Origin of the sequence: Rhizobium sp. SG741, assembly GCF_012275435.1 — a bacterium.
Classification (GTDB): Bacteria; Pseudomonadota; Alphaproteobacteria; order Rhizobiales; family Rhizobiaceae; genus Rhizobium; species Rhizobium lusitanum.
Genome location: NZ_JAAZQP010000010.1, coordinates 120,329 through 146,710, shown reverse-complemented (window position 1 = coordinate 146,710; position 26,382 = coordinate 120,329). Strand labels below are relative to the sequence as shown.

30 protein-coding genes are annotated in these 26,382 nt (G+C 60.4%); 14 read left to right on the top strand and 16 right to left on the bottom strand.

What is annotated here, in order from left to right:
• Window positions 1-912, bottom strand: coding sequence for an AraC family transcriptional regulator (locus FHT29_RS23960; RefSeq protein WP_047557979.1), 912 nt, complete (start codon window positions 910-912; stop codon window positions 1-3).
• A gap of 200 nt (window positions 913-1,112) precedes the next feature.
• Between FHT29_RS23960 and FHT29_RS23955 the strand changes: the two genes are divergently transcribed.
• Window positions 1,113-2,156 (top strand): NAD(P)-dependent alcohol dehydrogenase, encoded by a 1,044-nt coding sequence (locus FHT29_RS23955; protein ID WP_037202644.1) that lies wholly within the window; start codon window positions 1,113-1,115, stop codon window positions 2,154-2,156.
• Between the two features lie 53 nt (window positions 2,157-2,209).
• Here the strand turns inward: FHT29_RS23955 and FHT29_RS23950 are convergent, their stop codons facing one another.
• From FHT29_RS23950 to FHT29_RS23940, 3 genes are all read right to left on the bottom strand, one after another.
• Complete coding sequence (locus tag FHT29_RS23950) at window positions 2,210-3,472, bottom strand: NAD(P)/FAD-dependent oxidoreductase (protein ID WP_168600212.1); 1,263 nt, start codon at window positions 3,470-3,472, stop codon at window positions 2,210-2,212.
• Window positions 3,473-3,578: 106 nt separating this feature from the next.
• Window positions 3,579-4,139, bottom strand: a complete 561-nt coding sequence (locus FHT29_RS23945; protein ID WP_168600211.1) for a PH domain-containing protein — start codon at window positions 4,137-4,139, stop codon at window positions 3,579-3,581.
• A gap of 116 nt (window positions 4,140-4,255) precedes the next feature.
• Window positions 4,256-4,720, bottom strand: a complete 465-nt coding sequence (locus tag FHT29_RS23940; RefSeq protein WP_047557986.1) for an Lrp/AsnC family transcriptional regulator — start codon at window positions 4,718-4,720, stop codon at window positions 4,256-4,258.
• A gap of 160 nt (window positions 4,721-4,880) precedes the next feature.
• Here FHT29_RS23940 and FHT29_RS23935 point away from each other — a divergent pair, with 160 nt between their 5' ends.
• The 5 genes from FHT29_RS23935 to FHT29_RS23915 all read left to right on the top strand — a co-directional run bounded on the left by FHT29_RS23935 (window position 4,881) and on the right by FHT29_RS23915 (window position 9,199).
• A complete protein-coding gene (locus FHT29_RS23935) occupies window positions 4,881-5,600 on the top strand; it encodes an aspartate/glutamate racemase family protein (protein WP_037202648.1) in 720 nt (239 codons plus the stop codon).
• A 74-nt stretch (window positions 5,601-5,674) separates the two neighbouring features.
• Window positions 5,675-6,604 (top strand): helix-turn-helix domain-containing GNAT family N-acetyltransferase, encoded by a 930-nt coding sequence (locus FHT29_RS23930; RefSeq protein WP_047557988.1) that lies wholly within the window; start codon window positions 5,675-5,677, stop codon window positions 6,602-6,604.
• Window positions 6,605-6,688: 84 nt separating this feature from the next.
• Window positions 6,689-7,195: a GNAT family protein gene (locus tag FHT29_RS23925; protein WP_047557989.1), complete on the top strand. Its 507-nt coding sequence runs from the start codon at window positions 6,689-6,691 to the stop codon at window positions 7,193-7,195.
• A gap of 111 nt (window positions 7,196-7,306) precedes the next feature.
• Window positions 7,307-7,924, top strand: a complete 618-nt coding sequence (locus tag FHT29_RS23920) for a TetR/AcrR family transcriptional regulator (RefSeq protein ID WP_047557991.1) — start codon at window positions 7,307-7,309, stop codon at window positions 7,922-7,924.
• Between the two features lie 60 nt (window positions 7,925-7,984).
• Window positions 7,985-9,199, top strand: a complete 1,215-nt coding sequence (locus tag FHT29_RS23915; RefSeq protein ID WP_047557994.1) for an MFS transporter — start codon at window positions 7,985-7,987, stop codon at window positions 9,197-9,199.
• On the opposite strand, the gene FHT29_RS23910 is transcribed toward FHT29_RS23915, so the two are convergent.
• Window positions 9,200-10,447, bottom strand: a complete 1,248-nt coding sequence (locus FHT29_RS23910) for an NAD(P)/FAD-dependent oxidoreductase (RefSeq protein ID WP_047557996.1) — start codon at window positions 10,445-10,447, stop codon at window positions 9,200-9,202.
• 8 nt (window positions 10,448-10,455) lie between these two features.
• Window positions 10,456-10,872, bottom strand: coding sequence for a helix-turn-helix domain-containing protein (locus FHT29_RS23905; RefSeq protein WP_047557999.1), 417 nt, complete (start codon window positions 10,870-10,872; stop codon window positions 10,456-10,458).
• 138 nt (window positions 10,873-11,010) lie between these two features.
• On the opposite strand from FHT29_RS23905, the gene FHT29_RS23900 reads away from it, so the two are divergent.
• Window positions 11,011-11,898 (top strand): SDR family oxidoreductase, encoded by an 888-nt coding sequence (locus FHT29_RS23900; RefSeq protein WP_047558001.1) that lies wholly within the window; start codon window positions 11,011-11,013, stop codon window positions 11,896-11,898.
• 305 nt (window positions 11,899-12,203) lie between these two features.
• On the opposite strand, the gene FHT29_RS23895 is transcribed toward FHT29_RS23900, so the two are convergent.
• Window positions 12,204-12,788, bottom strand: a complete 585-nt coding sequence (locus FHT29_RS23895; protein ID WP_047558003.1) for a glutathione binding-like protein — start codon at window positions 12,786-12,788, stop codon at window positions 12,204-12,206.
• A gap of 125 nt (window positions 12,789-12,913) precedes the next feature.
• Between FHT29_RS23895 and FHT29_RS23890 the strand changes: the two genes are divergently transcribed.
• Window positions 12,914-13,282 (top strand): helix-turn-helix domain-containing protein, encoded by a 369-nt coding sequence (locus FHT29_RS23890; protein ID WP_047558005.1) that lies wholly within the window; start codon window positions 12,914-12,916, stop codon window positions 13,280-13,282.
• 33 nt (window positions 13,283-13,315) lie between these two features.
• Here FHT29_RS23890 and FHT29_RS23885 read toward each other — a convergent pair whose 3' ends face one another.
• Together FHT29_RS23885 and FHT29_RS23880 are read right to left on the bottom strand one after the other, a co-directional pair.
• Window positions 13,316-14,068, bottom strand: coding sequence for a pyridoxine 5'-phosphate synthase (locus FHT29_RS23885; RefSeq protein WP_037202658.1), 753 nt, complete (start codon window positions 14,066-14,068; stop codon window positions 13,316-13,318).
• A 186-nt stretch (window positions 14,069-14,254) separates the two neighbouring features.
• Entirely contained in the window at window positions 14,255-15,382 is a 1,128-nt protein-coding gene (locus tag FHT29_RS23880) for an ATP-dependent RecD-like DNA helicase (RefSeq protein ID WP_047558007.1), read from the bottom strand.
• Between the two features lie 152 nt (window positions 15,383-15,534).
• Between FHT29_RS23880 and FHT29_RS23875 the strand changes: the two genes are divergently transcribed.
• From FHT29_RS23875 to FHT29_RS23865, 3 genes are read left to right on the top strand one after another with little or no spacing between them, the layout of a single operon-like run.
• Window positions 15,535-15,915, top strand: coding sequence for a lipoprotein (locus FHT29_RS23875; protein ID WP_047558010.1), 381 nt, complete (start codon window positions 15,535-15,537; stop codon window positions 15,913-15,915).
• Between the two features lie 25 nt (window positions 15,916-15,940).
• Window positions 15,941-16,453, top strand: coding sequence for an RNA polymerase sigma factor (locus tag FHT29_RS23870; RefSeq protein ID WP_047558128.1), 513 nt, complete (start codon window positions 15,941-15,943; stop codon window positions 16,451-16,453).
• On the top strand, window positions 16,450-17,253 hold the full coding sequence (locus FHT29_RS23865) for an anti-sigma factor (RefSeq protein WP_047558012.1): 804 nt from the start codon (window positions 16,450-16,452) through the stop codon (window positions 17,251-17,253). Before FHT29_RS23870 ends, FHT29_RS23865 begins: the two co-directional genes overlap by 4 nt.
• Window positions 17,254-17,270: 17 nt before the next feature.
• Here FHT29_RS23865 and FHT29_RS23860 read toward each other — a convergent pair whose 3' ends face one another.
• Genes FHT29_RS23860 through nthA form a run of 3 tightly spaced genes read right to left on the bottom strand, consistent with a single transcriptional unit; the run spans window position 17,271 to window position 18,914 of the window.
• Entirely contained in the window at window positions 17,271-17,660 is a 390-nt protein-coding gene (locus FHT29_RS23860; RefSeq protein ID WP_131512094.1) for a nitrile hydratase accessory protein, read from the bottom strand.
• Window positions 17,629-18,288 (bottom strand): nitrile hydratase subunit beta, encoded by a 660-nt coding sequence (gene nthB, locus FHT29_RS23855; RefSeq protein ID WP_047558016.1) that lies wholly within the window; start codon window positions 18,286-18,288, stop codon window positions 17,629-17,631. Before nthB ends, FHT29_RS23860 begins: the two co-directional genes overlap by 32 nt.
• Entirely contained in the window at window positions 18,285-18,914 is a 630-nt protein-coding gene (gene nthA / locus FHT29_RS23850) for a nitrile hydratase subunit alpha (RefSeq protein ID WP_037202665.1), read from the bottom strand. Before nthA ends, nthB begins: the two co-directional genes overlap by 4 nt.
• Window positions 18,915-19,051: 137 nt before the next feature.
• Here nthA and FHT29_RS23845 point away from each other — a divergent pair, with 137 nt between their 5' ends.
• Both FHT29_RS23845 and FHT29_RS23840 read left to right on the top strand, forming a co-directional pair.
• On the top strand, window positions 19,052-20,341 hold the full coding sequence (locus FHT29_RS23845; protein ID WP_047558019.1) for an SDR family oxidoreductase: 1,290 nt from the start codon (window positions 19,052-19,054) through the stop codon (window positions 20,339-20,341).
• A 2-nt stretch (window positions 20,342-20,343) separates the two neighbouring features.
• Window positions 20,344-20,820: a DUF2269 domain-containing protein gene (locus FHT29_RS23840; RefSeq protein ID WP_047558130.1), complete on the top strand. Its 477-nt coding sequence runs from the start codon at window positions 20,344-20,346 to the stop codon at window positions 20,818-20,820.
• Here FHT29_RS23840 and FHT29_RS23835 read toward each other — a convergent pair.
• Entirely contained in the window at window positions 20,812-21,405 is a 594-nt protein-coding gene (locus FHT29_RS23835; RefSeq protein ID WP_047639863.1) for a LysE family translocator, read from the bottom strand. The two genes, FHT29_RS23840 and FHT29_RS23835, sit on opposite strands and share 9 nt — an antisense overlap.
• A 219-nt stretch (window positions 21,406-21,624) precedes the next feature.
• On the opposite strand from FHT29_RS23835, the gene FHT29_RS23830 reads away from it, so the two are divergent.
• A complete protein-coding gene (locus FHT29_RS23830; RefSeq protein ID WP_037202668.1) occupies window positions 21,625-22,470 on the top strand; it encodes an aldo/keto reductase in 846 nt (281 codons plus the stop codon).
• A 2-nt stretch (window positions 22,471-22,472) separates the two neighbouring features.
• Here FHT29_RS23830 and FHT29_RS23825 read toward each other — a convergent pair whose 3' ends face one another.
• The 3 genes from FHT29_RS23825 to FHT29_RS23815 all read right to left on the bottom strand — a co-directional run bounded on the left by FHT29_RS23825 (window position 22,473) and on the right by FHT29_RS23815 (window position 26,068).
• Window positions 22,473-23,507, bottom strand: a complete 1,035-nt coding sequence (locus FHT29_RS23825; RefSeq protein WP_037202669.1) for a capsular biosynthesis protein — start codon at window positions 23,505-23,507, stop codon at window positions 22,473-22,475.
• Between the two features lie 93 nt (window positions 23,508-23,600).
• The gene (gene ilvN, locus FHT29_RS23820; RefSeq protein ID WP_037202670.1) at window positions 23,601-24,173 is read right to left on the bottom strand and encodes an acetolactate synthase small subunit; all 573 of its coding nucleotides are present in this window, start codon (window positions 24,171-24,173) and stop codon (window positions 23,601-23,603) included.
• 101 nt (window positions 24,174-24,274) lie between these two features.
• The gene (locus tag FHT29_RS23815; RefSeq protein WP_168600210.1) at window positions 24,275-26,068 is read right to left on the bottom strand and encodes an acetolactate synthase 3 large subunit; all 1,794 of its coding nucleotides are present in this window, start codon (window positions 26,066-26,068) and stop codon (window positions 24,275-24,277) included.
• Window positions 26,069-26,382 lie beyond the last annotated feature (314 nt).

Below are 26,382 nucleotides of genomic sequence, written 5' to 3'. Positions count from 1 at the left end.
CTATTCGGCCGCTACAGCATTATTGCGCATGGCCTCGACATCCTTGAGCGGCGGCAGGCCGTAAAGGCGGCTGTACTCGCGGCTGAATTGCGAGGGGCTCTGATAACCGACGCGATGGCCGGCCGAGCCGACGTCGAGCTGCTCGACGATCATCAGGCGACGCGCTTCGTGCAAGCGAAGCTGCTTCTGATACTGCATCGGCGACATGGCGGTGACAGCCTTGAAATGATGGTGCAGTGACGAAACGCTCATGCCGACACGCTCAGCCAGTTCCTCGATGCGCAACGGCTGCTCGAAATTGCCACGAAGCCAGGCAACGGCACGCGCCACCCGGTTGCTCTGGCTTTCCGCCATCGCGACCTGCAGCAGCCGGGGACCGTTCGGCCCGGTGAGCAGGCGATAAAGGATCTCCTGCTCGATCAATGGCGCCATGGCCGAAATATCCTCGGGCTGATCGAGCAATCTGAGCAGCCGCAACGAGGCATCGAGCAATTCTGGCGACGCCGCATTGACCGCAAGCCCACGCAAGGGCTCCGCCGTCACCGCTTGGCGTGGAACGTTGACGCGCGACAAAAGCTCCTTCAGGCGCTCACCGTCCAGCGCCATGCTAAAACAGAGATACGGCGTGTCACTGCCGACATTGGTTACCTGGCTCGATACGGGCAGGTCGAGGGCGGTCAAAATATACTCGCCGACACCGTAATGGTACGTATCAGCGCCAACAGTCAAAGTCTTCCGCCCCTGGACCACAATGGCGTAGCAAGGCCGATAAGCCCCATGCTGCCATACTGTCGCAGCCGACTGCCGGTATAGGTTGAGACCATCTATCGGCGTGCGGTATTCTCCGTCCTCCGTGGCGAAACGGGCAATGATGGATGCGAGTTCCTGATTGGGATTAAAGGGAAGTGTCATTCGCAACCAACTGTTTTAGAGTAGATATCAAGACGTATCTAGGTAACAGAAGCCCGCTGCGAAAGGGCAGCTGCGCATTTAGATTCGCAGGATCGTACATAAAGCTTGCAGGATCGCTCTAACGCTCCGGTCCGCTCCCGATGCATAGTGCGCCATCCCAATTCCACTCCCACCCCATCCGAAAAACAAGGAAGTCTCCCATGCCTATCGCAAAGGGTTATGCTGCCACCGACGCGTCGAAGCCGCTCACGCCGTTCACCTTCGAACGCCGCGAGCCGAACGACGACGATGTCGCGATCTCCGTCAAATATTGTGGTGTCTGCCATTCCGACATCCACCAGGCCCGCAATGAATGGGGCTTCTCCAAGTACCCGATGGTGCCGGGCCACGAAGTTGCCGGCATCGTGACTGCCGTCGGCTCCAAGGTGACGAAATTCAAGGTCGGCGACCGCGTCGGCGTCGGCTGCTTCGTCGATTCCTGCACGACCTGCGCCACGCGCGACCTGGATTACGAACACTACATGCCTGGCCTCGTCCAGACCTATAACGACGTCGAAGCCGACGGCAAGACGCCGACTTTCGGCGGCTATTCCGACTCGATCGTCGTCAAGGAAGGCTATGTCCTCTCCTTCCCGGAGAATATCCCGCTCGACGCAGGTGCGCCACTCCTCTGCGCCGGCATCACGCTCTATTCGCCGCTGCGTCATTGGAAGGCAGGTCCGGGCAAGAAGGTCGCGATCGTCGGCATGGGCGGCCTCGGTCACATGGGGGTGAAGCTGGCGCATGCCATGGGCGCTGACGTGACGGTTCTGAGCCAAACGCTGTCGAAGAAGGAAGACGGCCTCAAGCTCGGCGCTGACCACTACTACGCCACTAGCGATGCCGAAACCTTTACCAAACTTGCAGGCAGCTTCGACCTTATCCTCAATACGGTCGGCACCGCCATCGACTGGAATGCCTACCTGAATCTCCTGAAATACGACGGCAGCATGGTGCTGCTCGGCGTTCCGGAACATGCCGTCCCGGTCCATGCCTTCTCGCTGATCCCTGGCCGTCGCAGCCTTTCCGGCTCGATGATCGGCTCGATCAAGGAAACCCAGGAAATGCTCGATTTCTGCGGCAAGCACAACATTGTCTCGGAGATCGAGGTGATCAATATCGATCAGGTCAACGAAGCCTATGAGCGCGTCCTGAAGAGCGACGTCCGCTACCGCTTCGTCATCGACATCGCATCGTTGGCCTAAGCGTCACGGCGCAACGGCTTATAAGAAAGGGCAGCCACTGTGGCTGCCCTTTTTCATTCCTCGCGCATGGTTTCCTTCTGCGTGATCAGCCGGGCGCTGTGCTGCCGGCTGATATAGATCCACAGCCAGCTCCAGGCGACCGCGATGCGCCAGCGGGTGCCGATCAGGAAATAGATGTGGGCAAGGCCCCAGACCCACCAGGCGAGCCATCCCCTGAGCTTGATCCAGCCGAAATCGATGATCGCGGCACTCTTGCCGATCGTTGCAAGGCTGCCCTGATGCCGATAGCGAAACGGCCCGGGTGCCGGCTTGCCCGCCAGCTTCGCCTTGATGACCTTGGCGACATAACCTCCCTGCTGCTTGGCGGCCGGAGCGATCCCCGGCACCGGACTGCCATCCTCGCGCAGGACGGATGCGGTATCGCCGATGACAAAGATATCTTCCTTGCCCGGCGCCCGCAGCTCCTTGTCAACAACGGCGCGACCGGCGCGGTCGGCCGGGATATCCAGCCATTTCGCCGCCGGCGACGCTTCGACACCCGCCGCCCAGACGATTGTGCGGCATGGCACGAAGCTATCGCCGATCGTCACCCCTTCCGCACTGCAGGAGGTGACAGGTTTGCCGAAGCGGATGTCGACGCCGAGCGCCTCCAGCGCCTTGAGAGCATAGGCGGACAGGTCTTCGGCGAAGGCCGCCAGCACCCGCGGCCCGGCTTCCACCAGGATGATCCTTGCCTTGCTGGTGTCGATGTTGCGGAATTCCTTCGGCAGCGTCGTCCTTGCCAGTTCCGAGATGATGCCGGCCAGCTCGACGCCCGTGGGACCCGCGCCGACGATGGTGAAGGTCAGGAGCGCGTCGCGCACCGCCGGGTCGCTCTCCAGTTCCGCCTGCTCGAAGGCCAGCAGGACGCGGCGGCGGATGGTCGTCGCATCCTCCAGCGTTTTCAGGCCGGGCGCCACCGGCTCCCATTCGTCATGGCCGAAATAGGCGTGGGTCGCCCCCGTCGCCAGAACCAGCGTATCGTAGGCAATGGTCTGGCCGCCCTTCAGCAGCACCTGATGCGCCTCGCTGTCGACGCCGACGACCTCAGCCAGCAACGTCGTCACCTCGGGCCGATCCCTGAAGAAGCTGCGGATCGGCCAGGCGATTTCGGAGGTGGCAAGCAAGGTGGTCGCGACCTGATAGAGAAGCGGCTGAAACAGATGGTGGTTGCGTCGATCGATCAGCGTGATGCGGACAGGCGCACCCTTCAGATCATTGGCGAGTTGCAAACCGCCAAAACCGCCCCCGACGATGACAACGTGATAATCCTGCATGGCGACCCCTCATGTCTACGGTTCATCGAAAACGTAGAGTTGCGAAGGATGAGCGGCAATCATCTTTTATGCATGGCACCCCTGCGGCCGCCAGCTGTGATACAAGTTAAGATGGTTTCGTCGACTGCGCTTGTTGGATGAGACTGAATGTTTCACGCGCCTCGGTGATACCAAGAAATTGAGGAGCATTTGAAAGCGCGGGAGTCCAGGCGCTTATGCCGTTGCGGCGGCCATAGCCAACTTGGGCATCGCTTCCAAAGCTGATTGTCCCCGTGCCATCGCCTCTCTGACCCAAATCAAGAGCCGGCAACCTCTGCAACGGCAAGGTCAGAAGCTTGGAAAACCAGCCTTCGCGCAAGATTATTATGCGCTGATCGCTGACCGCATACTGTGTCCTGGCGCGAACAAACGCATCCAGCGCAAAACGGCCAATGATGAGGTACAGGCCAATTAATATAAACGGCACGCCCCATAATCTAAAAAAGAGCGGAGCATTGGCCTGGCGCATGGCCATACTTTCCCAGAAGACTGCAAAACCGCCCCATATGAGCGAAAACGGCACTTGCAGCATGTCTTTCTTGCTAAACATGAGGCCTTGTTTCGGCCGGCCTAGCCACAACAACTTTTCACCGGGCAGAAAGTAGTTTTGAATATCTGCATTGCTCATTGCGAATTGCCTCCACGGCCATAACCACGAATGTGATTGTACAACCCAAAAGCACTTGCTCCCCATGACACCTTTAACAAGGTGATATGCAAAATCAGCACGTGATTGTGGCGAACTTACTGCGCATAGCCGACGGGAACGGAAGCACCGCTTTTCAGCTCTTCCATCGAGATTGACGCCGAAACATCGAACAGCTCGACCCTGCGCACAAGCTGCTTGTAGACGACGTCGTAGTGCTCGACACGGGGCAGAACGATCTTCAGAATGTAGTCGTAGTTGCCGGTCAGCCGATGCGCCTCGACGATCTCGGGAATGTCGCCGATCGCCTTGCGGAACGTCTCTATCCATTCGTCGGCGTGATGCGCTGTTTTGATCATAGCATAGACCGTCGTCGGTACGCCCATCTTCTCGCGGTCGAGCACGACGATGCGCCTGGCGATGTGGCCGCTCTCCTCCAGCCGCTGGATGCGACGCGAACAGGCAGAGACTGATAGAGCCACGCGATCGGCGAGTTCCGTCACCGATATGCCGGCATCCGCCTGCAAAAATTCCAGAATCTTTCGGTCACGTTCATCAAGCATGTGCAGAAATCCCTATCATCACGCCGTCATTTTGCACAAAACATGAAATATGTGCAAATCATTGCAGATTCAATTGCAGGCATCACAAAGTTTGCAAACACAAGGCGCATGAATTGCGGCACCATTCCTCCATTCACAGACAAGAGCGGAGAACAGCAATATGCGCACCATAGGCCTGATCGGCGGCATGAGTTTCGAGAGTTCGGCGGTCTATTATCGCCAGATCAACGAAATGGTTCGCGACCGGCTGGGCGGCCTCTCCTCCGCCGAACTGCTGATGTACTCGGTCAATTTCGAAGAGATCGTGGCCTTGCAGAAGGCCGGGCGCTGGGGCGATGCCGCCGCCCGCCTCGGCGATGCCGCACATCGCCTGCAGACAGCCGGCGCCGAATGCGTGCTCATCTGCACCAACACCATGCACCTGATCGCGCCGGAAGTTGCCGCCCGTATTTCCGTGCCGCTCATCCACATTATAGACGAAACCGCTGCCGCGCTGAAGGCTGCGGGTCGCGTCAAGCCGCTGCTGCTCGCCACGCGCTACACCATGGAGCACGGTTTCTATGCCGAACGCATGGCTGAGAATGGCGTCTCCATCATGGTGCCCGGCCCCGAAGACCGCACGGTGACCCACGACATTATCTTCAACGAACTCTGCGCCGGCGTCATCAAGGACGAATCGCGCCGAAAGCTGCATGACATCATCGAGCGTGCCAAGGCCGAGGGCGCCGACAGCGTCATTCTCGGCTGCACCGAGATCTGCCTCATCCTCGATCCGAATGCGCTGATCCTGCCCGGCTTCGACACGACGACCATCCATGCTGAAGCTGCCGTCGATTTTGCTCTTGCGGAGGAAGGCGCCCGCAGTAGCCGCGCCGCATAGGTGAAAACCAATTTACTTGACTCAGTCAAATAGATGATGGACATCGTCTCTTATATCTGAGGAGACGATGTTCCATGACTGTTGCTGCAGAATTCGCGACCATAGATGCCGTCCGCGACTTCAATCGCTTTTACACGAACTTTCTCGGCGTGCTGAACAGGGCCTATCTCGATAGCCCCTATACGCTGACGGATGCGCGCGTCCTGTTCGAAGTCGGCTCTCGCGGTGGCGTCGCCGCTTCGACACTGACGCGCGAGCTACATCTCGATCCCGCCTATCTCAGCCGCATCGTAAAGCGCTTTCGCGAGGACGGGCTCATCGAGACGGAGCCCGACCCGAGCGATGCGCGCAGCCAGATCATGAATGTCACCGATAAGGGGCAGGCTCAGTTCGAGGAGTTCGTCCGCCGCTCCCGCACCCAGATCGCGGGATATTTCGACAGGCTTGCCATCGGCGAGCCCGAGCGCATCGTCGAAGCGATGCGGACGATCCAGGATACGCTCGGCACGGACCAGGCCGCTGCGCCCCCTGCCATCATCCGCGCCCCGCGGCCCGGTGACATCGGCTGGATCGTCCACAGTCAGGCGCGATTCTATACCGAGGAATTCGGCTGGGATCATCGGTTCGAGGCATTGGTCGCCGACGTCGCGGGCAAGTTCCTGTCCAACTTCAATCCGGCAAAGGACCGGTGCTGGATCGCCGAACGGAGCGGCCTGAATGTCGGCTCCGCCATGGTCGCCGACGGCGGCAATGGTGTCGCCAAGCTCCGGCTGCTCTACGTCGACAAGGCGGCGCGCGGCCTCGGCCTCGGCAAGCTTCTGGTCGACGAATGCATCCGCTTCTCGCGCGATGCCGGCTATGACAAACTTTCGCTGTGGACCAACGACATCCTCGATATCGCTCGCGGCATCTATGTCAAAGCCGGATTCAGGCTCGTCGCAGAGGAAAGACATCGTATGTTCGGCCCGGAATTGAACGGCCAGACATGGGAGCTCGACCTGTGAGCATCGATCGGATGCGGAGATAGACAGGGTAAGGGTTGAGCCCTATCCTCGATACATCCCTGATTTGCATCGAGATATCCATCCATGATCGCCAGCGCCGATATCCTTATCCAGCCCATCGCCAGCGAGCACATCGAAGGCTTTCACAAGGCGCTCGACACCGTAGCGCGCGAGCGGAAGTACCTGACATTGCTCGAAGCATTCCCGCTGGAAGAGACGCGTGCCTTCGTGCTCGGCATGATCGTGAAAGGCAATCCGCAATTCGTTGCTTTGGCTGGCAGCGATGTTGTCGGCTGGTGCGATATCAGCCGACATACTTTCCCTTCCCATGCCCACGCAGGTCATCTTGGAATGGGAATCATCCCGTCCTATCGCGGTCAGGGTCTGGGCCGCAGGCTCATAGAAGCGACATTGCAGGCTGCCCGCGATACCGGTATCGAACGCGTGGAACTCAGCGTCCACGCCGACAACAGCCGGGCCATCGCGCTCTACGAAAAGGTCGGCTTTGTCCGGGAAGGGCTTGCGTGCAGAGCCGTGCGTATAGACGGGCACTACAAGGACGCGATCCATATGGCGATCATTTATCAATAGCGGCAACGAAACCCGCGATTTGCCTTCGTAGGATGCCCATCGTGAGCGACAATTCTGTTGCAACGCAAAAATCCGCTTGATTTGGAAACGATCATTTCCTAAAAGAGTCGCATGACAACGGACACCATCGATATCGCGCCCAGACTTCGCGGCCGCCCCAGGGAATTCGATATGAACGCAGCGCTCGACGAAGCACTGCGGGTCTTTTCGGAGCGGGGCTATTATGCCGCCTCGATCAGCGAATTGACTGAGGCCATGGGGCTGACCGCAGGCAGCGTCTACAAGGCTTTCGGCGACAAACGCGGCGTCTTCCTGGCCGCTTTCGATCGCTATCGTCATGTGCGCCAGCAACTGATCGACGAGTCTTTGGCGAGCGCCACAAACGGCTATGAGAAGCTGCACGCATTGGTGACATTCTTCGCTGAAGCCTCGTGCGGCGAGGTCGGCAGAAGAGGCTGCCTCGTCGTCGGCAGCGCGACAGAACTCGCGCTCTTCGACGAGGAGGTCGCCGGCCGCGTCGGCGTCGCTTTCGATTTTGACGAGCGGCGTATCCTCGATCTGATCCACCTCGGACAAGCGGATGGTTCCATACCACAGCATGTCGATGCCAAGGTCGCCGCCTGCGCGATGCTCTGCCTCACGAAAGGCATGCGCGTAGTCGGAAAGACCGGCCGTAAGCATGAAACAATGCTCGCGGTTGCCGAGGTCACCATGAAACTGCTGGATTGATTTTTCGCTAGAATTTCGGGGAGCCCACTCTCCTGCCCGCCCCCATCAAGGAATAGAGCCATGACTGCAAGTGCCGCCGCCAGGACCGAGAGCATGCCGCTCCCTGAGAAGACCATTTCGCCGCTGATGACCTTCATGTTCGCCGCCGCCTGCGGGCTGGTGGCTGCCAATCTTTATTACGGTCAGCCGCTGGCCGGTCCCATCAGCCAGTCGCTCGGCTTCTCTCCGGCGGCAACCGGCCTGATCGTGACCCTGACCCAGATCGGCTATGGTCTCGGCCTGCTGCTGATCGTGCCGCTCGGCGATCTTTTGGAGAACCGTAAGCTGGTACTGACGCTGGTAGCGCTTGCGGCGATTGCACTTGTCGGCGCCGCCCTCGCCTGGTCGCCGTCGCTGTTCCTGCTCGCCTCGCTCTGTATCGGCATCGCATCTGTCGCCGTGCAGGTCCTGGTGCCCTTCGCAGCCCATATGGCGCCGGATGCCAGCCGCGGCGCGGTCGTCGGTAACGTCATGAGCGGCCTGCTCTGCGGCATCATGCTGGCCCGCCCGGTGGCAAGCTTCCTGTCAGAACTCCTTTCGTGGCACGCCGTCTATATCATCTCGGCCGCCATCATGATCGGTCTCGCCGTCATACTGCGCGTCGTGCTGCCGACCCGGGTACCGCATACAAGGCTGCATTACGGTCAGCTGCTCTCCTCCATGGGTCACCTCGCCCTGCATACGCCGGTGCTGCAGCGGCGCGCGCTCTATCAGGCCTGCATGTTCGGCGCCTTCAGCCTGTTCTGGACGACGACGCCGCTCTTGCTGGCCAGCCCCGCTTTCGGCCTGACGCAGAACGGCATTGCCCTCTTCGCGCTCGCCGGCGCGGCTGGCGCAGTCGCCTCGCCGATTGCCGGCCGGGTCGCCGATCGCGGCTGGACAAAACTTGCCACCGCCTTCGCCATGGCGCTCGCCATCGTCGCCTTTTTTATCGGCCATGTCTCAGGCAGCGGTTCGCTGCTGGCACTGATCACGCTGACGCTCTCCGGCATCATGCTCGATTTCGGCGTGCAGACCAATCTTGTCCTCGGCCAACGCGCCATCTACGCGCTGAGCGCCGAACATCGCAGCCGGCTGAATGGCCTTTATATGGCAACCTTCTTTGGCGGCGGCGCCATCGGTTCGGCGCTCGGCGGCTGGGCCTATGCCGCCGGTGGCTGGAATCTCGCCTCGTGGTTCGGCATCGCCTTCCCGGTGATTGCGCTCCTCGCCTTCCTGACCGAGCGGGAAAAGTGATCAGGACGGCTGAGGAGCGGAAGCCCGCAGCCAGTCGCATTCGCTGAGGCCGGCGGCCGCAAAGGGATCGACCAAGGTGCCGGAAACGATCGCCGCGAGGATCTGCGGCGCCGGGGGCACCTTGGCGATGGTCGCCACCAGCCGGTCCCGGATCCAGGCCAAAGCGGCCGAATCCGACTGATAAAATGGCGTGAATGCCAGCGACAGCAGCTGAAACAGCCGCACATGCATCCGTCGCGCTCCGGCATAGGCGGAAAGTGCTGTTTCTATCGTGTCATGGCTCGCAAGCGCATGCGCCAGCGCCGCCACATCAAGCAGCGCCATGTTGGCGCCCTGCCCGAGTTGCGGGCTGGTGGAATGAGCCGCATCGCCGACGAAGACCGTTCGCCCGTTATAGGGTACTTTCACGGTGCGGTGCGCATAGCGCGCCAGCGTCAACTGCTCCCAATCCGTCACCTGCTCCAACAACGGCTCGCATTCAGGCCAGTAACCACGGATAGTCTGCTTCCAGCGATCGAGCCCGCGCCTGCGAACTTCGTCGACATCGGCGACCTTCAAGCTCCAGAACAAAGCCGCCTGCTTCGGCATATCCGGTTTTCTGCTGCCGATCGGCAGAACCCCGATCATCACGCTCGCCTTGTCGTAACGCTGCGTCAGCGCCGCCTGATCCACGAGCCCATCCGGACAATCGAGCGTCGCCCAGAAGGCGCCATAGACAAGATTGCGCGCCCGCGGCGCCAGCGGTGAAGCCGCTGCCAGCTCTGACCGCGCGCCGCTGGCATCGATGACAAGATCGTATGGCCCGAGACGCTCTGCACCCTCGACAGAGAGATAGCTGCGATCACGCTCTTCCATCACGCCCACGATCTTCTGTCCCGTGAAGATCGGGTGTCTCCTAGCGGAGACTTCATCGTAAAGCGTATCGAAAAGAGCCGCCCGATGGACGCCGAGCCCATAGCGCCCGCTCGGCAGCGCGTTATAGCGCACGTCGAGGACGGTGCGGCCACGGGTGGTTTCCGTGCCGAACAAGCGGTCGATGCGGTTGCCGGTTGCGTGGATGGCCGGGCCGAGCCCGAGTGTTTCAAGCACGGTCAATCCGGTCGGCTGCAACATCAGCGCCGAGCCGACCGGCGCCGGGCTGTCGAAGCGTTCGATGATGTCGGTAATATGACCGGCGCGCGTGAGAAAGAGAGACGCGGCAAGGCCGGCAGGCCCGGCGCCAACAATGGCGATCTTCAAAGGCTTCACTGCGAGGCTCAGTCCGGCGATTGATCGAAACGGGCGCGCGCTGCGCGCACGGACTCGTGATTGGCCTCTGCCCAGTTCAAAAGCTGTGCCAGCGGCTGACACAGCGAATGGCCGAGATCGGTCATGCTGTATTCGACGCTCGGCGGCTTTGTCGGGAAAACCTCGCGGTCGATATAGCCGTCGCGCTGAAGGTCGCGTAGCGTCTGCGTCAACATACGCTGGGAAATATCGGGCACCAGACGGCGTAACTCGCCGAAGCGGTAAGGCCGCTTTGCCAACGTTTCCAGCAACAGCACCGACCACTTGCCGCCGATTTGCGATATCAAATCGCGCACAGGACAATTGCTGAAATCGAGATTGCTGAGGTCGACGTCGCGCAGCGGCGGATCTATGCTGCGCAGATTGACGACGGTGCTGGCGCTCATGCCGGTTCCCTTTTGGTAACTTGGAGCCGAAAAACTGCCTCCTTTACATCTAGAAGTCAATTCCTATTCTAGTGCTAGTCTCTTTTTGAGAGCAACCCAGACCCTTGCAATGCGCGGCGGTCAAACAAGGATAAAGACATGAGCAGCACTCTTCTCGTCACCGGTGCCGCAGGCCAGCTCGGCCAGCGCGTCATTCATCACCTGCTGGAGACATATAAGGTAGCCCCCGGCCGCATCATCGCTGCCACACGCAGCCCGGAGAAGCTTGCCGATCTCGCCGCCAAGGGCGTCATCACCCGCAAGGCCGATTTCGACGATGCCGCCACGCTGCCCACCGCCTTTGCCGGCGTCGACCGCCTGCTGATCATCAGCACCGACGCACTCGCCGTTCCCGGTCTGCGCCTGAAGCAGCACACGGCTGCCGTCGAAGCTGCAAAGAAGGCTGGTGTGAAACACATCCTTTATACCTCCATGCCGGCTCCGGAAAACTCGCTTGTCTCCTTCGCACCCGACCATCTCGGCACGGAAAATGCCATCAAGGCGAGCGGTATCGGCTACACGATCCTGCGCGACGCCTGGTATTTCGACAACTATATGATGGGCTTGCCGCATAATCTTGCCGTCGGCAAGTGGTACACAGCGACCGGCGGCGGCCGTACCAGCAACATCAGCCGCAACGATTGCGCGCTCGCTATCGCTGCAGCACTTGCCTCCGACACCACCGACAACGCGACCTATACGCTGACGGGCTCCACATCCCTGACGATCGAAGATGTCGCAAGCGTCGTCAGCAAGATCACCGGCCGTCCTCTGGAAGTCGTACAGGTCAACGACGAGCAGTTCGCCGCGGGCCTGACCGGCGCCGGCCTGCCGAAATTCGTGGTCGACATGCTCGTCTCCGCCGACGCCAACACCCGCGCCGGCAAATTCGACATTCTCACCAACGACTTCAACAAGCTGACCGGCAAGGAGCCACAGACTCTGCGCAGCTTCGTTGAGGAACACAAGGCTGCATTGCTCGGTTGAGTTATCGGAGCGGCAAGGCAAGGCTTTTTTGCCGCAGCCTCAAGCATAGCCCCTCACCCAGCCCTCTCCCCGCAAGCGGGGCGAGGGAGTTTTCACGCTCTGGACGCAAATTCTAACCGCGTCGCGTCGGAGAACCTGTTCGGTATCATACAAGAAATACCACCAGCCGTTTCCCGGCGCTCCTGAAGACCATTTTGCGCCATTTGCGGCCCTTCGTTCACTGGCGCCCCTCCCAGCCAAACGCACCGCCATTACGGGTACGCCCGACAACGGGGCATGCGCGGCTCGTTCGGACTGTCGCCCGGTCAACTCAATCCCTCCTCTGCGAGCGCCTGGATCACGGAAGGCATCGCCTTCATGCGATCCAGGCAGTTCCGCAGATTTTTCGGCAGCTCGATGCCGCTTCTCGGCGCGGCCATCAGGACCCAGAAGAGATAGCAATCGGCGATCGTCATCTCGTTGCTCACCAGGAATGCCTTGTCGCCCATCTGATCGGCGAGAATGGCGAAGGCCTTCTTGAGCTTCTCGCGGGCGCGCTCCTTCTCCGGCTCTGGGAAATCCCTGAAGAATGGGTTGTAGCTTCCATGGATTTCGGAGGACATGAAGGCGAGCGCCTCGAAGGTCCGCCACCTGAGAATGCTATCGTCGGGCAGGAGTTTGCCGCTCTGTTCCGCAATATAGGCGAGGATGATCTGGTTCTCCGTGAGGATCGTTCCGTCGTTCATCTCGAGGGTCGGGATATAGCCCTTCGGATTGATCAACAGAAAATCCCGGCCATCTTCCGTCCTTTTTTCGCGGTTGATGCTGAGGAGCTTATAGGGAAGCCCGGCCTCGATGAGCGCTATGTGATCGGCCAGGCTGCAGGCGGCGGGATAATAGAAGAGATTCATTGTGGTCTCCGCGGGTGACCCCATCTCGACATTTCCGGGTCGAAAATAAGGTCTACAATGTTGACCACAGCCATTTATGAGACCAAGAAGTAACCGTCAAAAGCATATTTTTAGGAGCAGGTCAGATGGATGTGACCGGCACGCCCGCAGGAGCTGACTGCAAGGGGGTAAGCGAGATCCTCAGCCGCGTCGGCGACAAGTGGACGATCCAGGTGGTCGTCACGCTTCGCGCCGGTTCACAGCGTTTCAATGCAATCAAGCGGCAGGTGGGCGGTATTTCGCAGCAAATGCTGACGAGAACACTCAAGACACTCGAACGTGACGGCATGGTCGAACGCACCGTTCGCGATAGCACGCCGCCGCAGGTCGAATACACGCTGACACCGCTCGGACATTCCTTGTCAGAAACCGCGCGGCATCTCGCCGATTGGGCGGCAGCTCATCGAGGACAGATCGAAGACAACCGCCTTCATTACGACGCTCGCCAGCTTTGATGGATCCGCGATCCCGATGCTTGCAGCCGCTGATTAAACCGCTTGCCCGCAGGCCCGGCGGAAGCGCCGCACCGTTTCGGCCATGCCATATTCCAGCGCATCGGCGGTCAGCCCGTGGCCGATCGACGTTTCGGCAAGTTTCGGAATCCGCTTGAGGAGCGCAGGCAGGTTGGCAACCGTCAGATCGTGGCCGGCATTGACATCAAGGCCATTGGCGAAGGCGGCATCAGCTGTTTTGCCGAGCGCTTCGAGAATGACGGCAGCGCGTTCCGGGGCGTCGTAGCAGCCGCCGTAGGGACCTGTGTAAAGCTCGATGCGATCGGCACCGACCTCCTTGGCAATTTTCACGGCGTCGGCATCGCCATCGCCATCGGCAAACAACGACACACGGCAGCCGATCTTCTTGTACTTGGCAACGACGTCGATCAGCAGATCGCGGTTCTTGCGGAAATCCCAGCCGTGATCCGAAGTCGCCTGCGAGGGATCATCAGGCACAAGCGTCACCTGCTCAGGCTCTGCCGAAGCACAGAGATCGAAGAATTCGTCGCTCGGATAGCCCTCGATGTTGAACTCCGCCTCCGGAAATTCGTCATCGATCAGCGCCCGGATCTCGGGCAGGTCGGAGAAGCGGACATGCCGCTGATCGGGCCGTGGATGCACCGTGAGGCCGCTGGCGCCGGCAGCAAGCGCGATCCGACCGAGCCCCGTGACGCTCGGCCAGGGAAGGTCACGCCGGTTGCGCAGCATGGCTATGGCGTTGAGGTTCACGGAAAGCTTGGCAGGCATGATCGAAATCCCTGATTTTCGAAGAGGATAATACCGCCGTTTTATGCCATTGCGGACAGCAAGACCAACGAGATTCGAACATCGACCCATGCAAAAGATTGATGAAGCGCTCGGCGGTCCATCACCGCCCAGCGACACCCGGACAGAGGCTGGCCCTATCGCGGTTTGCACGGAAAAAAAGCGGTTCTAGCGGACGATGGTCAGCGTCTCGGCGGCGCGGGTGATGGCCGTATAGAGCCACCGTTCGCGCGTATCGCGGAACGCCCAACTCTCATCGAACAGCACGACATTGTTCCATTGCGAGCCCTGCGCCTTGTGCACCGTCAAGGCATAGCCGTAGTCGAACTCGTCGTATCGCTTGCGCGTCGACCAGGGGATCTCGCCCTCGACATCCTCGAAGGCCTGCTTCAGCAGCTTGATCTTTGCGGCACCCCTGTCCATGTCGTCGTCTTCCGGGCGCACCAAAAGATTGATACCCGGTTTCGCCGTTTCCCTGGATGAGGTCATGACCTGCCAGAGTGAGCCGTTGAGCAGGCCCTTGGCGGGATCGTTGCGCAGGCAGACGAGCTTGTCGCCGGATTGTGGATACTCGGCCGTAAAGCCCTTGAGCTCGCGCAGACGCTGATTGTAGCGTTTGCGGGTGCGGTTGGTGCCAACAAGCACCTGATCCGCCTCCATCACCAAAGGCTGCGTAACCTCGTTCTTCGAAATCACCTGCGCGGTGCCATAGTCGCCATGCATGATCTCCTTGCCCTCGCGCACATGCATGGCGAGTTGGATGATCGGATTGTCGCGGGCCTGTCGGTGAATATCCGTCAGCAGATAATCCGGCTCCTCATTGGTGAAGAAGCCGCCGCCGGAGATTGGCGGCAACTGACCGGGATCGCCGAGCACGAGGATCGGCGTGCCAAAGCTCATCAGATCCCTGCCGAGCGCCTCGTCCACCATCGAGCATTCGTCGACGATGATCAGCGCCGCCTTGGCGACCGGGCTTTGCCGGTTGATGGTGAACATCGGCGCGATCGAGGTCTTGCCGGTTTCCTCATCCTCGACGGCCTCTTCGCCGCGCGGACGATAGATGAGCGAATGGATTGTCTTGGCGTTGCTTGCCCCGCGCGAGCGCAGCACTTGCGCCGCCTTGCCCGTAAAGGCCGCAAACAGAACTTCGCCATCGACATTCTCGGCAAAATGCCGCGCCAGCGTCGTCTTGCCCGTGCCGGCATAGCCGAACAGGCGAAACAGCGGTGAACGCCCTTCCTTCAGCCATTTGGCCACGGCCTTGAGCGCTTCGTCTTGTTGCGGCGCGAATTGCATGGGCCGACTTGGCAGGATTCGGCGTCGGGAAGCAAGCCGTAAAAAAACACCTGGCGGGCGGGAATAAAATCGGGGCGGAGCGTGTCTCACATCCGGCAGCGCAGAATGCGAGGCCTGGACGAATACCCGTCCATCACCCGAGGAGAGATATCATGAAGACCGTGACATTCCTGGCTGCGCTCGCCGCGGCATCGGCCTTTGCCACAGCCGCCTTCGCCGCAGCACCGGTAAAGACAGTCGAAAGCGCCAAGGGCAAGGTTCTTGCCGGCGAAAACGGCATGACGCTTTACACCTTCAAGAACGACAAGTCGGGCGAGTCCAATTGCAACGGTGATTGCGCGAAAGCCTGGCCGCCGCTCATGGCCGATGGCAAAGCCAAGGCGGAAGGTGCATATTCCATCATCACCCGCAAGGATGGGATGAAACAATGGGCAAAGGACGGCATGCCGCTCTATTTCTTCGTCAAGGATGCAAAGTCCGGCGACGTCGCCGGCGATGGTTTTAAGGGCGTATGGGATGTCGCAAAGCCCTGACGGGAGCGGAAAGGGCGCGGCGGCAATGCCTTCCGCGCCCGATAGTTTCGAGGCGGAGGTGCTGGCGCTCCTCCCCTCGCTGCGACGCTATTCGCGCAGCCTCGCCCGCTCCGACGCCGACGGTGAGGACCTGCTTCAGGACTGCGTGGAGAAAGCGCTGGTGCGGCGCGGCCAATGGCGCGGGCTGAACCTGCGCGGCTGGATTCTCACCATCATGACCAATCTCTATCGCAACGGATTGCGCCAACAGGCCAACCGCAATTTCGTCGACATCGACGACAACAGCCATTTGCCTGCGACCGAGACGGACAACGACCCGCTGCAACGGTCGCAGCTGGAAGCGGCCCTCAACAGCCTGGCCGAGGACTATCGCGCGGTACTGATGCTCGTCGTCGTCGAAGGCTACAGCTATCAGGATGTCGCCGGCATGCTTGATATCCCGATCGGGACCGTCATGTCGCGTCTCTCACGCGCGCGCCAGAAGATGACCAGCCTATTGAGCGCCGACAATGTCATTACGCTTCGGAGACCAAAATGACCGAACGCAACCTGACCGTGACCGAAGCGGACCTCCACGCCTTTGCTGATGGTTTACTGCCGCCGGAGAGACACGCGCAGCTGGAGGCATGGCTTACCGAGAACCCCGAAGACGCCGCTGCGGTCGCCGCATGGCAGGCCCAGAACGAGGGCATCAAAGCCTTGTTCCAACCATATGCGATATCGAAGGACGGCGATCCGGATCTGATCGCGAAAGGCAAGGAAACTTCGCCGAAAAACGAGGCAGCGCAGCATCGGTTTCGCCGCTTGACTACGGTCGCAGCCGCGCTGACGCTCTTCCTTGCCGGCGCTGCCGCAGGCCATTTCGGCCCGGATCTGTTTGCGCGGCCTGAATTGCAATTGACCGCCATGGAAGCATGGCCACAGCAGGCGCATTCGGCCTTCATCGTCTATGCCAGCGAGGTGCGCCATCCCGTCGAAGTCGGCGCGGATCAGGAAGCGCATCTCGCCACATGGCTTGGCAAACGCATGAATGTCGCCGGCCTCAAAGTGCCGGGCCTGCAAGTGCTTGGCTTCCAACTCGTCGGCGGCAGGCTCTTGCCGATCAACGGCACGCCGGGAGCCATGTTCATGTATCAAAACGCAGCCGGCCAGCGCCTGACCGTGCTCGTCGGGCACAATACCGAAAATACCACGACCAGCTTCCGTTTCGCCAGCAGCGGAGATGTCGAGACCTTCTACTGGATCGATGGCAGTCTCGGCTACACCGTGACCGGCGAGATCTCCCGCGAGATGCTTCAGCAGGTTGCCGACGAGTGCTACAAGCAGTTCTCGTCCTAGGTCTGTCTAGAATTGCTCTAGCGCTGCGGATCGTTTTCCAGAACGATCGGCTTGCCGTGCGGCGTGGCCTCCGCCGCCCGCTGCCAGCTTCTCTGCAGCTCGGCGATCACGTCCGCATCAGCAATGCCTTTCGCCACCAGCAGGCCGGAGAGAGCCGCCACCCAGCAATCGAAATAATCGCTGCCGTCAGGCGCGCGGCCCGGTTTGTGCAGCTCGGCCGAAAGCCGTTCCGCCCATTCACTCCAGGCAAACAAGCCTCTCTCATGCAGATGCACGGTCATGGCGAAAGCTTCGGCAGCCCACGGCTCGGGAAAAACCGGCGCGCCATCATCGGACTTCGGCATTTCAGGCGATTGCGCCAGAGGCGAGACGATCTCATAGGCGCTCAAGATAGCTCTCCCAGGCATCGATGGAGACCGTGAGCGAGGGATCGGCACCCTCGCCCCAGATTTCCAGCGCGTCGAAGACAACGGTATAGACCCATTGCGGATTCTCGCCCCGGCCATGGGCATTGTCATCGGGGAACACGAAGGAGCCTTGTACGGCCTCGACCACGCCGGCCTTGGCGCGAGCATAACGCGGCAGCCTTGTGTGGCCAGTCGGATTGAAATTCCTGGTGCGCACGCGCTCGCCGACGGCAAAGAGCGGTGCGGAATCAACAGGCCGATCGCAAGGGCCACCTTTGTTGAGCGCCGCATCGACCATGTCAGCCTTCAGAACCCGCTTCGGCACCGCACCCTGCTGGAGAGAATGACCGGTTTGCAACTCCTCGGCCGTCGCGAAACCATGCCGCTCCAGCAGCATGTCGATGGCTCGGGTCCAGATCTCGTAGTAGCTGGCGGCAAGATAGTTGGCCGGCGGAATATTCTCGCGCGCATGCCGGCTCTCGTCGATACTCCAGGCCCCAAAGGCACCACAGGAAAGCGTGATGCCAAGAGCGCGTTTTTCCCACTCGGCATGGAAATACGGCTCGTTCGGTTCCGGCGCAACCGGGCCGAACCCCATTTGCCCGCCGAGATCATGCGGCCCGTTCATATCGCTGCCTCCGGGGATCTGGCGAGCGCCGTTCCGATCATGGCATCGCGGCTGACGAGATCGGCCAATTCAGCCTCGTCCAGACGCTCAGAGCCGGCGGGCCGCTGCGGGATGACCAGATAGCGCAGCTCTGCCGTCGAATCCCATACACGGATTTTCGTTTCCTGCGGCAGCGTCAGGCCGAATTCGGCCAGCACGCTGCGCGGATCGATCACCGCACGCGAACGATAGGCCGGCGCCTTGTACCAGACCGGCGGCAACCCGAGCACGGACCATGGATAGCAGGAGCAAAGCGTGCAAACGACCAGATTGTGCGTATCCGGCGTATTGAACACCGCGCGCATATGCTCGCCCTGCCGGCCGGTAAAACCGAGGCTCGCAATCGCTGCCGTCGCGTCACGCCGCAGCCAGTCGGCAAAGGCGGGGTCGCTCCAGGCCCTTGCCACCACCTGCGCCCCGTTTCGCGGCCCGATCTTCGTTTCATAGGTTTCGACGATGCGATCGATCGCCGCCGGATCGATCAGGCCCTTTTCCGTCAGCAGCGTTTCCAGCGCTTTCACGCGCGCCTGCATGTCGGAATAACTGTTGTCGTGATCATGGTGATGGTGGTCGTCATGATCGTGCATCATGGATCTCCCTATCGGATGGGACTCGAGCTTAAGCTTTAGCCAGACGGTCGCCAAGCATCTTCTTCATTGTTTCAACCGCGCCTGGATGCCGCAACCCACTGCCTTTGCTAGCGCTTTTGGCTAATCTGCCTGTCATGAACATTCTGATTCTCGGCGCAACTGGTTTCATCGGCTCAGCGGTCGCGGCGCGATTGCACGCGGAAGGGCATCTGGTTACGGGTCTTGCCCGCAATCCCAGCCGGGCGCGGATCAAATATCCTTCGATCACCTGGATCAAAGCCGATCTGGCGACGATGACGGATCCTTCGAACTGGCAAGTGCCGCTGAGCGGTCATCAGGCCGCTATCAATTGTGCAGGCGCGCTTCAGGACGGGCTTTCGGACGATCTTGCCGCCACACAGGAAAGGGCGATGCACGCCCTTTATGTCGCAGCCAAACAATCGGCGATCGACCTCATCGTGCAGATTTCCGCGCGTACCGATGGCGGCGGCAAGGAGCAACCATTCCTGACGACAAAACGCAACGCCGATGAGGCACTTGCGGCCAGCGGGCTCAACCATGTGATCCTCCGACCCGCCCTTGTTCTCGGCCGTAATGCGCATGGTGGTACGGCACTGTTGCGCGCGCTTGCCGCCATGCCCTTTGCCTTCCCGCTCATCCATGCCCAAAGCCCGATGGAAACGATCTCGGTCGATGATGTCGCAGCGGCCGTCTCAAAAGCAATCGCCGGTCAATTTCCATCCGGCGCAGATATCGATCTTGCCAACGACGATGTGTTGACGCTCCGCGAATTGGTCACACTTCATCGAAACTGGCTTGGCCTAGCGCCAGTGCCAGTCGTAGCTATACCGGCCGGCCTAGCAAGACCGGTCACATGGGCTGCCGATATCGCCGGACGGCTCGGATGGCGCTCTCCGCTCCGCTCCACCGCTATGGCGGTGATGTCCGAAGGTGTTCTCAGCCGTCGGAGTGCGCGACATCGTCTCAGCCAGCGTCTGACGACGGCGGCGGAGATACTCGACGCCAATCCTTCCGGCATTCAGGATGTGTGGTCCGCCCGTCTTTACCTGCTGAAGCCCCTGATGATCGCTGGCCTGGCGCTGTTCTGGATAGTGTCCGGAATTGTGCCAATACTGGCTCCGATCACCGCGAGCCGGCATTTCCTGCCCTTTATGTCTCAGGACATGGCGACGACGCTGACGATCGCAACCTGTTTCATCGACATGGCCCTCGGCGTGCTGATCCTGGTGCGGCCGTTCGCGCGCACGGCGTTATACGGGATGCTCGCGGTCACGCTCGCCTATCTCGCCGGAGGCACCTTACTCGAACCATCCCTTTGGCTCGATCCGCTCGGACCGCTTGTCAAAGTCCTGCCGTCGATCCTGCTGACGGTTGCCACACTTGCGGTATTGGAGGAACGCTGATGCTGCTGGAGGAATTTCTTCGTCTCGCGCATGTCGTCGGCGCCACCGTGCTTTTTGGCACAGGAGCGGGCATCGCCTTCTTCATGGTCATGGCGCATCGCACCGGTGATACCAAACTCATTGCACATGTCGCTGGCACGGTCGTCATCGCCGATACCATCTTCACCGCGACCGCTGCCGTTCTCCAGCCGGTAACAGGCTATCTTCTGGCGCAATCGATCGGCTGGTCGCTTCAGGAGGGGTGGATCGCCTTGTCCCTGCTGCTCTACGTTCTCACAGGGATTTTCTGGTTGCCGGTCGTCTGGATACAAATCCGGCTGCGCAATCTCGCACGGTCGGCGTCAGCGGCAGGATTGCCGCTGCCTTCAGCCTATCACCGGCTCTACCGCGTCTGGTTCGCCTGCGGCTTTCCCGCGTTTTTTTCCGTAGTCGGCATATTCTGGCTGATGCTCAATAAGCCATCCATAGCGCTATTTTAACATCGGCCAGAGACTGAGCACCAGCAGCACCGCCATTGTTATGTTGAACCATTTGAGGCGAACTGGATCGGACAGCCAGTCGCGCAGCGCCGAGCCGAAGCCGGCCCAGGTCGAGACGCTCGGAACATTCACAGCAGCAAAAGCCAGGCCGACCAGCAGCACGCTGAAGAGATAGAGCTGCTCATTGGTGTAGGTCGCCATGGCGGTGACGGCCATCACCCAAGCCTTGGGATTGACCCATTGAAAGGCGGCGGCACTCATGAAGCTCATAGGCTGGGCACCGCTTTCGCGCTCGCTGAGGCTGCGCGACGTGCCGATCTTCCAGGCAATCCAGACGAGATAAGCCCCGCCGGCGAATTTCAGCGCGGTATAGAGCAGCGGCACCGTGTGCAGAAGCGCGCCCAATCCCAACCCCACCGCAATCAGCAGCACGAAAAAGCCGACGCCGATGCCGAGCATATGCGGGATGGTGCGCCGAAAGCCGAAATTCACGCCCGATGTAAACAGCATCATGTTGTTCGGCCCCGGCGTGATCGAGGTCGTGAATGCGAACAGAAGAAGAGCCAGAAATGTATCCAGCGCCATGGAGCCTCCCCGGACACCGTATTGTAACAAAGGGCGGCATCCAAAATTTTTCTCGTGATTCTTGTCATGCGCGCCGAGTATGGCGACGCATGTCTGGCCTGACACTAATTCGCGCGCAATCCGAAAGCCATAATGCGATTGTCACGGTGACATCAGCCGTGTCGATTGAAATCTGGCGGAATGAAACTATCCTTCCGCTCTCTGCAGTGAGGACATACCATGCGAGACCCCATTCCTACCGTCACCCTACCCTCCGGTGTCACGGTTCCCGCACTCGGTCAGGGAACGTGGAACATGGGAGACGATGCCGCCCAGGCCCGGGATGAGATCGCCAGCCTGAAGATCGGGCTGGATCTCGGTATGACGCTGATCGACACTGCCGAAATGTATGCCGATGGCGGCTCGGAGGAGATCGTCGGCAAGGCGATCGAGGGGCGGCGCGACGAGGTTTTCCTGGTCAGCAAGGTCTATCCGGCCAATGCAAGCCTCAGAGGTGCTATCGAAGCCTGCGAGCGCAGCCTGAAGCGCCTGAAGACGGATCGCATCGATCTTTATCTGCTGCATTGGCGCGGAAATCATCCGCTTGCCGAGACGGTGGAAGCATTCGAAGACCTGAAAGCGGTCGGCAAGATCGAAGCCTGGGGCGTGTCGAATTTCGACGTTGCCGATATGGACGAGCTTCTAGGCGTGCCGAACGGCGGCAATGTCGCCGCCAACCAGGTGCTCTACAATCTTGCCCGGCGCGGCATCGAATATGATCTGCTGCCCTGGTGCCAGGAACGCAGCATCCCGATCATGGCCTATTCCCCTATCGAACAGGGCCGGCTGACCCACCATCCGGATTTGATCCGCATCGCCAAAACCTACCAGGCCACCCCTGCCCAGATCGCTCTCGCCTTTCTGCTGGACCGCGATGGCGTGATAGCTATTCCGAAATCCTCGAACCCGCAGCGCATCGAGGAAAATCGTGGCTCCGTAGACCTCGACATTACCGACGAGGACTGGGCCGTCCTCGATGCCGCGTTTCCGCCGCCATCGCGAAAGAAGTCATTGGAAATGCTGTAGGCTCAGGCCGCCGCCCTCTGCTGCGCGACGATCAGATCGATAGCCCGGAAGACGGCGATCTCTCGCCAGTCCGCCGGATCGCGATAGGTCGGATAAAGCGAAAAGGCGGCAGCTGCGATCTGGTCGACGGATCGCAGCTTCGTGCGCCTGCCTGCCAACGCTGCTTTCGTATAGACGCCGAAATGATCCTGCGTCACACCCCAGCCGGCATAGAAGGGTGCCGCGTAGCAGCGAACCGGAATGCCGCGCAGCAGCGCATCGAAACCGAACTGGCTCGAAACCGTCCAGACCTCGTCGACGACCTCCAGGATCGACGCCACCGAAACGGCATCATCGATCAGTACCGCCCCACCCTTCGCGGCAGCGTCATTCGTAAGATATCCCTTACGAAGTCCCGCCATGACATCGGGATGGGTGCGGATCAGGCATTGCGCACCGCTTTTCAGCCCATCGGCAAGCATCCGCTCAAAGGAGGCCTGCGAACCGAGCGCCCTGCCAACCGAGACATCGCCGACGACCTGGTCGACCAACAAAATGCGGCGCTTGCCCGTCCGCTCGACTTGGGGCGGCCGATGCGGCAGGTGATTGTACTTCGAGAGCCTGTTGAGAATGATCTGCTCTCGAATGGCCCGGCCGAGCTCGCCCGCCTCGCCGGCGCCCTCGATCAGACGCTCGAGCCGCGACGACGTGTTTGCATCGACAGGTAGTCCGAGATCGTCAATGACGATGGAAAGCGGGATGGTCCCGGCCTTGCCGAGGCCGACGGAACGAAGAAAGCCGTCCTCCAGATGCCAGTGCGGCAGCCGACGAAACCGGGCGATCGCCGCTGCCGTCTTGGCCGGCACGCGGCCACCCCAGGAAACGATGCCGCCTATGCCAGGCGACAGGGTGGATGCGAACTTCTGTGAACCGAAATAGTGACCGAGCCAAGGGAAGTCGTTACGCACGAAGAAGGTAGCGCCGAGGCGCATTCCGGCCGGCGGATGCCAATGCTTCTCGCCGAGATCAGGCAAAATTTCCCCGACGACGAATGCCACCCTTCTTACCCCGCTGCAAATGCGGCCATCGATCCGGCCCGAGCGTCGCAAAGGCTAGGCGACGCCCGCAAACCGGTCAACGACGGATAGGTATCACATACCCTGCGGGCCGCGATTCATCGCCGCGATGCCCGTACGGCATACCTCGATGAGACCAAGCGGCTTGATGATGGCGATAAACTGATCGATCTTCGACGACTTGCCGGTGATCTCGAGAATGAAGTGCTCGACGGTCGCATCCACTACCTTGGCGTGGAAGGCGTCTGCCAGCCGCAATGTTTCGGCACGCAGCTCCCCGCTTCCGGTCACCTTCAGCAGCGCCACTTCGCGCTCGATCGGCCGCTCCTGGCCGAGTTCGCGGGCGCGCACCGTGAGATCGACGACGCGGTGAACCGGAACGATACGTTCAAGCTGCGCCTTGATCTGCTCCAGCACCTGCGGCGTGCCGCGCGTTACCACCGTAATACGCGACAGATGTGCCTGATGCTCGGTCTCCGAAACCGTAAGGCTTTCGATGTTGTAACCGCGACCGGAGAACAAGCCGATGACGCGGGCAAGCACGCCAGGCTCATTGTCAACAAGCACCGAAAGCGTGTGGCTCTCCGCTGCCGCCGTTTCTGGCGAGATGAAGTAGGCGGAGCCCGTGGGTTGAAGGTGTGCGTTCATTGTCCTTGTTCCGTTTCCTCAGTTCTTGTTCGGTATGCCAACACGACATTGGTAAGCTCGACGGTCCGGGACGCGGCGTCTGCCGCGCCCCGGCCATTCGATCAGACCAGCTGACGGCCCTTGGCGTCGATGGCGTTGGCGACGGCTTCGTCGGTGGCTTCGTCCGGCAGCAGCATCTCGTTATGCGCCTTGCCCGAGGGGATCATCGGGAAGCAGTTGGCGAGATTGGCAACGCGGCAATCGAAAATGACCGGCTTGTCGACGTCGATCATCTCCTGGATCATCGCATCGAGATCGCCGGGCTTTTCGCAACGCAGGCCGACCGCGCCATAGGCTTCCGCCAGCTTGACGAAATCGGGCATCGCTTCCGTATAGGAATTCGACAGGCGGTTGCCGTGCAGCAGCTGCTGCCACTGGCGCACCATGCCCATGTACTGGTTGTTCAGGATGAAGATCTTGATCGGCGCGTTGTGCTGGATCGCCGCCGACATTTCCTGAATGCACATCTGGATCGAGGCATCGCCGGCAATATCGATGACCAGGCTCTCCGGATGGGCGATCTGCACGCCGAGCGCTGCCGGCAGGCCATAGCCCATGGTGCCGAGGCCGCCCGAGGTCATCCAGCGGTTCGGCTCCTCGAAGCCATAGAACTGCGCCGCCCACATCTGATGCTGGCCGACTTCGGTCGTGATGTAGGTGTCGCGATGCTTGGTCAGCTCGTAGAGGCGCTGAATGGCATATTGCGGCATGATGACATCGTCGCTTGGCTTGTAGGCGAAGGAATTGCGCGCGCGCCAGCGGGCGATGTTTCCCCACCAGTCGCCAAGACGATCCGCGGCCGGCTTCTGGGGCAATGCCCGCCACAGGCGAACCATGTCTTCGAGAACATTGCCGACATCGCCGAGAATGCCGACATCGACGCGAACGTTCTTGTTGATCGAGGACGGATCGATATCGATATGGATCTTCTTCGAATTCGGCGAGAAGGCGTTCAGGCGGCCGGTAATGCGGTCGTCGAAGCGCGCGCCGATACAGACCATGACGTCGCAATCATGCATCGCCATGTTCGCCTCATAAGAACCATGCATGCCCAGCATGCCGAGCCAGTTCTTGCCGGACGCCGGATAGGCGCCGAGGCCCATCAGGGTCGACGTGATGGGGAAGGCGGTCAAGTCGACGAGCTCCCGCAGCAGCTTGCAGGCTTCGGGGCCGGAATTGACGACGCCGCCGCCGGAATAGATGATCGGCTGGCGCGCATTCTTCATCAGTTCGATGGCCTGGTTGATCTTGTTCAGATCGCCCTGAACCTTGGGCTGATAGCTCTTCTGGACATCATGCGCTTCCGGCGGCGTGTAGGTGCCGGTAGCGAACTGGACATCCTTCGGAATGTCGACGACGACCGGGCCTGGACGGCCTGACTGCGCGATACGGAAGGCTTCGTGAATGACGGCTGCGAGCTGGTTGACGTCCTTGACCAGCCAGTTGTGCTTGGTGCAGGGCCTGGTGATGCCGACCGTGTCGCATTCCTGGAAAGCGTCGGAGCCGATCAATGAGGTCGGAACCTGACCGGTCAGGCAGACCAGCGGGATCGAGTCCATCAGCGCGTCCTGCAGCGGCGTGACCGCATTCGTTGCGCCGGGACCGGAGGTGACCAGCATGACGCCGACCTTGCCGGTCGAGCGGGCATAACCTTCGGCCGCATGACCGGCGCCCTGCTCGTGGCGTACGAGAATGTGCTGGATATCGTCCTGCTGGAAAATCTCGTCGTAGATCGGAAGCACCGCGCCGCCCGGATAACCGAAGATGTGTTCGACGCCATTGTCCTTGAGCGCCCGCAACACGATCTCCGCGCCTGTCATTCGATTGTCGCTCGCCTGATTATCTGTGCCGGTCATACGTTTGTTCCGCTATCTGCTGGAGGTTTGGAAAGATGAAATCTCGATTTCGGGCATAAAAAAAGGCTCCTTGGGGAGCCTGTCGTCTAGCGCATGGGTGGCTGTCGCCGGATGGTTACACCATCCTGCCCATGCGCTTTCCCACCACGATAAGAACCGTCGAAATTTTCATGGGGTCGAGTGATAGACAGAAAATTTCGAAGCGTCAACGCATCAAGCAATAAAAAATCGCGCCCTCTCCCGATCCAAGTAAAAAGCATGGCTTGCCGACAGGATTTTGTTAAGCCGCCGACCCTATGCTCCGCTATCTAACG

Coding starts and splice junctions, on each gene's coding strand:
- FHT29_RS23860 (WP_131512094.1), bottom strand. CDS start 17,660: ATGCCTGGGAGAGCTATCTTGAGCGCCTATGAGATCGTCTCGCCTCTG.
- FHT29_RS23960 (WP_047557979.1), bottom strand. CDS start 912: ATGACACTTCCCTTTAATCCCAATCAGGAACTCGCATCCATCATTGCC.
- FHT29_RS23915 (WP_047557994.1), top strand. CDS start 7,985: ATGACTGCAAGTGCCGCCGCCAGGACCGAGAGCATGCCGCTCCCTGAG.
- FHT29_RS23890 (WP_047558005.1), top strand. CDS start 12,914: ATGGATGTGACCGGCACGCCCGCAGGAGCTGACTGCAAGGGGGTAAGC.
- FHT29_RS23935 (WP_037202648.1), top strand. CDS start 4,881: ATGCGCACCATAGGCCTGATCGGCGGCATGAGTTTCGAGAGTTCGGCG.
- FHT29_RS23865 (WP_047558012.1), top strand. CDS start 16,450: ATGACCGAACGCAACCTGACCGTGACCGAAGCGGACCTCCACGCCTTT.
- nthB (WP_047558016.1), bottom strand. CDS start 18,288: ATGAACGGGCCGCATGATCTCGGCGGGCAAATGGGGTTCGGCCCGGTT.
- FHT29_RS23815 (WP_168600210.1), bottom strand. CDS start 26,068: ATGACCGGCACAGATAATCAGGCGAGCGACAATCGAATGACAGGCGCG.
- FHT29_RS23885 (WP_037202658.1), bottom strand. CDS start 14,068: ATGCCTGCCAAGCTTTCCGTGAACCTCAACGCCATAGCCATGCTGCGC.
- FHT29_RS23875 (WP_047558010.1), top strand. CDS start 15,535: ATGAAGACCGTGACATTCCTGGCTGCGCTCGCCGCGGCATCGGCCTTT.
- FHT29_RS23830 (WP_037202668.1), top strand. CDS start 21,625: ATGCGAGACCCCATTCCTACCGTCACCCTACCCTCCGGTGTCACGGTT.
- FHT29_RS23920 (WP_047557991.1), top strand. CDS start 7,307: ATGACAACGGACACCATCGATATCGCGCCCAGACTTCGCGGCCGCCCC.
- nthA (WP_037202665.1), bottom strand. CDS start 18,914: ATGCACGATCATGACGACCACCATCACCATGATCACGACAACAGTTAT.
- FHT29_RS23945 (WP_168600211.1), bottom strand. CDS start 4,139: ATGAGCAATGCAGATATTCAAAACTACTTTCTGCCCGGTGAAAAGTTG.
- FHT29_RS23940 (WP_047557986.1), bottom strand. CDS start 4,720: ATGCTTGATGAACGTGACCGAAAGATTCTGGAATTTTTGCAGGCGGAT.
- FHT29_RS23880 (WP_047558007.1), bottom strand. CDS start 15,382: ATGCAATTCGCGCCGCAACAAGACGAAGCGCTCAAGGCCGTGGCCAAA.
- FHT29_RS23905 (WP_047557999.1), bottom strand. CDS start 10,872: ATGAGCGCCAGCACCGTCGTCAATCTGCGCAGCATAGATCCGCCGCTG.
- FHT29_RS23950 (WP_168600212.1), bottom strand. CDS start 3,472: ATGCAGGATTATCACGTTGTCATCGTCGGGGGCGGTTTTGGCGGTTTG.
- FHT29_RS23835 (WP_047639863.1), bottom strand. CDS start 21,405: ATGGCGCTGGATACATTTCTGGCTCTTCTTCTGTTCGCATTCACGACC.
- ilvN (WP_037202670.1), bottom strand. CDS start 24,173: ATGAACGCACACCTTCAACCCACGGGCTCCGCCTACTTCATCTCGCCA.
- FHT29_RS23870 (WP_047558128.1), top strand. CDS start 15,941: ATGCCTTCCGCGCCCGATAGTTTCGAGGCGGAGGTGCTGGCGCTCCTC.
- FHT29_RS23845 (WP_047558019.1), top strand. CDS start 19,052: ATGAACATTCTGATTCTCGGCGCAACTGGTTTCATCGGCTCAGCGGTC.
- FHT29_RS23930 (WP_047557988.1), top strand. CDS start 5,675: ATGACTGTTGCTGCAGAATTCGCGACCATAGATGCCGTCCGCGACTTC.
- FHT29_RS23955 (WP_037202644.1), top strand. CDS start 1,113: ATGCCTATCGCAAAGGGTTATGCTGCCACCGACGCGTCGAAGCCGCTC.
- FHT29_RS23900 (WP_047558001.1), top strand. CDS start 11,011: ATGAGCAGCACTCTTCTCGTCACCGGTGCCGCAGGCCAGCTCGGCCAG.
- FHT29_RS23895 (WP_047558003.1), bottom strand. CDS start 12,788: ATGAATCTCTTCTATTATCCCGCCGCCTGCAGCCTGGCCGATCACATA.
- FHT29_RS23925 (WP_047557989.1), top strand. CDS start 6,689: ATGATCGCCAGCGCCGATATCCTTATCCAGCCCATCGCCAGCGAGCAC.